At 69.3% G+C, this 3,153-nt stretch carries 4 protein-coding genes and 1 pseudogene; 4 read left to right on the forward strand and 1 reads right to left on the reverse strand.

Translation table 11 applies throughout. The features are described 5' to 3' along the window. Window positions 1-404: pseudogene (locus AOK00_RS33195) on the reverse strand (IS5 family transposase); the annotation flags it as partial. Window positions 405-667: 263 nt separating this feature from the next. Between AOK00_RS33195 and AOK00_RS39275 the strand changes: the two are divergent. From AOK00_RS39275 to AOK00_RS37835, 4 genes are all read left to right on the forward strand, one after another. Next, window positions 668-841 (forward strand): hypothetical protein, encoded by a 174-nt coding sequence (locus tag AOK00_RS39275; RefSeq protein ID WP_159041902.1) that lies wholly within the window; start codon window positions 668-670, stop codon window positions 839-841. A gap of 316 nt (window positions 842-1,157) precedes the next feature. Beyond that, a complete protein-coding gene (locus tag AOK00_RS39280) occupies window positions 1,158-1,376 on the forward strand; it encodes a hypothetical protein (protein WP_159041903.1) in 219 nt (72 codons plus the stop codon). Window positions 1,377-1,985: 609 nt separating this feature from the next. Next, window positions 1,986-2,357 carry a hypothetical protein gene (locus AOK00_RS33200; protein WP_055603864.1) on the forward strand — a complete coding sequence of 124 codons (372 nt, stop codon included), beginning with the start codon at window positions 1,986-1,988 and terminating at the stop codon, window positions 2,355-2,357. A 58-nt stretch (window positions 2,358-2,415) separates the two neighbouring features. Next, complete coding sequence (locus AOK00_RS37835; protein ID WP_079042320.1) at window positions 2,416-2,880, forward strand: excalibur calcium-binding domain-containing protein; 465 nt, start codon at window positions 2,416-2,418, stop codon at window positions 2,878-2,880. Window positions 2,881-3,153: the final 273 nt, after the last annotated feature.

Below are 3,153 nucleotides of genomic sequence, written 5' to 3' on the forward strand. Positions count from 1 at the left end.
GCCCTGCCCGTCGACGAGGACGTGGTGCTTGCGGCCCGGCCGGGATCGGTCGACCGGGCTGGGTCCGCTTTTGGGCCGCGTCGAGCGGCCCGGACGTGGCTGGAGTCGATCACCGCCCGAGACCAGTCCAGCTGCTTGGCCGACCGCAGCTTCTTGAGCAGGACCAGGTGCAGCTGATCCCACACGCCGGCCTCGTTCCAGACGGCGAGCCGCCTCCAGCAGGTCATGCCGGATCCGAAGCCGAGCTCCTGGGGCAGGTACTCCCACTGGATGCCGGTGTGGAGCACGAACAGGATCCCGCACAGAGCCTGCCGGTCAGGCACCCGCGGCCGCCCCGCCACCAGCTTCGGCGCCGGGACCGGCAACAACGGCTCGATGAGCAGCCATAGTTCGTCCGAGACGATCCACGGCCGGGAGTTCCTCTTCGTCACGGACGGACCAACGAGCAACCAAGCCGACAGTCACATGATCAACAGCTTCTGTTAGGACCTCTAAGGCTTGCCGGGCCGTGAGAAGGACCAGGCCAGAAGTCCGCGAGCTATTGAATGAGATCCCCTCGGGGTCTTGCGGGCCGGGGGAGTTGCGCGGCTAACCCCTCACTCCTTGAAAGTGCGGATCGCCGCGTCGACCGATCGGCCATTCCACACCCACATTGAGGGGGACTCCCATGTCCACGACCACGTTTCTGGTCCTGCTGCTCGTGCCCACCGTCGGCCTGCTCGCCCTGGCCGTGCCCGGCTACCTCGTCTGGCGCCACCCCCGCCTCGGCATCCCCCTGACGGTCGCCTGCGCGTTCGGCGCCCTGTACGTCACCGCCGTCCTCGGCCTCGCCGACCTGTAGCGCCGGCCCCTGACAGCGCGAGCCGGAGGCCGTACGTCTGTGACAGCTGCTCCGGGGCGGGCAAGCCCTACCGGGTCCCGCCTCGGGAAGGTTGCACCGAAGGGTGTTCCCACCGTTGTCTGCACAGGCGCACTAGGGGTTGCACCGAAGGTGGGACCGGAGGTGTGAATCCCCCCTTTCAGGGATCGCCCCGTTCGCGCAGGTCAGACCTCGTGGGCAAGCCCGATCCGCACGACGACACCTCTTTGTACGCGTAGCCGTACGAAGAGGTGGACCCGCCAAAGGCCAGGGCGCGGGCGCCGGGGAGACTGGGGCGGTGACCACCGCACCACGCCGTCCCCTCGTCCCCGGCCGCACCGATCTACCCGAGCCGGCCGCCCGTGGCCCGCGGGCGATGACAGCCGCCGAGCGCGCCGCCGCCGGCGACTGGACCGCCGAACCCACCCCCGCCGGGCTGCCGGAGCCAAGGCCCGCCCGGCGCCGCCTCGGTGGCGGCCCGGCCAATCCCGGGACCGGGTCCGCGTCGCTGCCGTAGGGTCGGCTCCAGCCCGCGCCGATATGGCGTGCGCGGGCGAGGCCCGGCGCCCAGACGCGCTCTGGGAGCAGTACCGCCGGGCCGCCCCAACCGCGCCCGCACCAGGCCGAGGGGCGCTCGCCCAATTAGGCGAGAACGATCTTCCTCGCCGTACGCGAGCACCAGGACGTCACCGCCGCCGCGGCTGCGTGAACAGGCGGCGCGCCTCTGCAAGGTCGACGGTTACCTCAGGCCGGCACCGCTCTGTGTCTGCACAGGTCGATGGATCCTGAGATCGGCTTCTGTAGGCCCTGGAAGAGTCCTGTACAGAAGAAGTCGGCGCCGCCGCCCGTCCCGCCCGGACCCCTTGACCCGCAGATCACAGCGCTGCGCCGCCTCCCAGCCCGAGACCCTGGAGGCCACTTGTAGGGCAACTTGGGAGGCAACTTGTAGGGCAAGTTGTAGAGCAACTTGTAAGGCAACTTGTAAGGCAACCCCGCCCCGCTCCCGCCGCACCCCCTTGACCACCCACCGGTCTCAAGGGACCGCGCTCGTACCGGCGTCCGTCAGATTGCCGTAGGAGTCCGCCGGGGATCGATGTCCTCCCCTGGGCCCGCTCGTTGGTCGGGCGTGACGCCTTCCCTCTTCGCTCTTGACCACGCCGCGTTCCTCCAGCCCCGCTGCTCCCTGTGCTGGAGCACGGGCCCGGCCGCCGCCCTGGACGCCTCCGCAGACTTGCTGCACGCCGCCGCGCGCGAGCACCTCACCGCCGTTCACCCCGGCGCGTCCGACGACGTGGTCGAGGTCGAGCCGGCCCGGGCCGTCATCGGCTGGGACGGCATCGAGCCCCCGCACGAGTGGTACAACCGCGTCTCCCCGCCGGTGACCTGGCGGCGCTCCGATCAGCCCTCTTGTCCTCGTCTGGTCGTCTGGGTGTCTGCATGGCTGTCTCGATCGCACACGGCGGGCCATGGCCGGGCAGACAGAGCTGGTTCATCGTGATGCGGGGCCAACCGGGTGATGTTCCACTGAGTGGAGATCCTTCAACGTGGCGGTGCCGATGGATGACCACGACAGAACGGGCGGCTGGTGGGTGCGTCGCTCGATTTGGGCCAAGGGTGGGTTCGTGGTCGCTGTACTGCTGGTGGCCTTCCTAGCGCTGGGAGCCATCCTCAGCGCCTGTGAAGGCCCCGCCGAGGGCGAACGCCCCGACCCTGCTCCCCCCACAGCTACGGTGACCGAGACGGTGACTGAGACACCAGCCGTGCCAGCCCCGGTACCCCCGCCCGTTGAGACGCCTGAGCCCGATACGTCTGAGCCGGACGTCGTTCCTGAGACCGAGGCTCCCGATCCCGTGACGCCTGACTTGCCGGAGCCAGCCACATCAGCAGCGGCGTACTACGAGAACTGTGATGCAGCGCGGGACGCCGGAGCGGCACCGTTGAGCCCTGGCGAGCCGGGGTATCGGGATGAGCTGGACCGGGATGGGGATGGCGTTGCCTGCGAGCCGTACGCCGGCCCGTAGCAGCACCACCCGGTATCGCTAATGCGCGTCCCCTCCCGTGATGCCGCTGCGCCCACCTTCCGACGAGCATGGCGGCTGCTGCCGTCAAGACAGCGAGCCCGCCGGCAGGAGCGGCATGCTCTTGCCGGTCTCGGGCCTATGGCGATGGCTGGTCGCTGACACGAGGCGATGCCTTGTGTTCTGGTGGCTGACATGACGCGGTACATCCCCAGGCAGCTCACTGTCATGTAGGCGGCACATCACACTCTACTTAGGCGTCATCTCATGTGGTGG

It is taken from the genome of Streptomyces aureus (assembly GCF_001418135.1).
GTDB classification, from domain to species: domain Bacteria; phylum Actinomycetota; class Actinomycetes; order Streptomycetales; family Streptomycetaceae; genus Streptomyces; species Streptomyces aureus_A.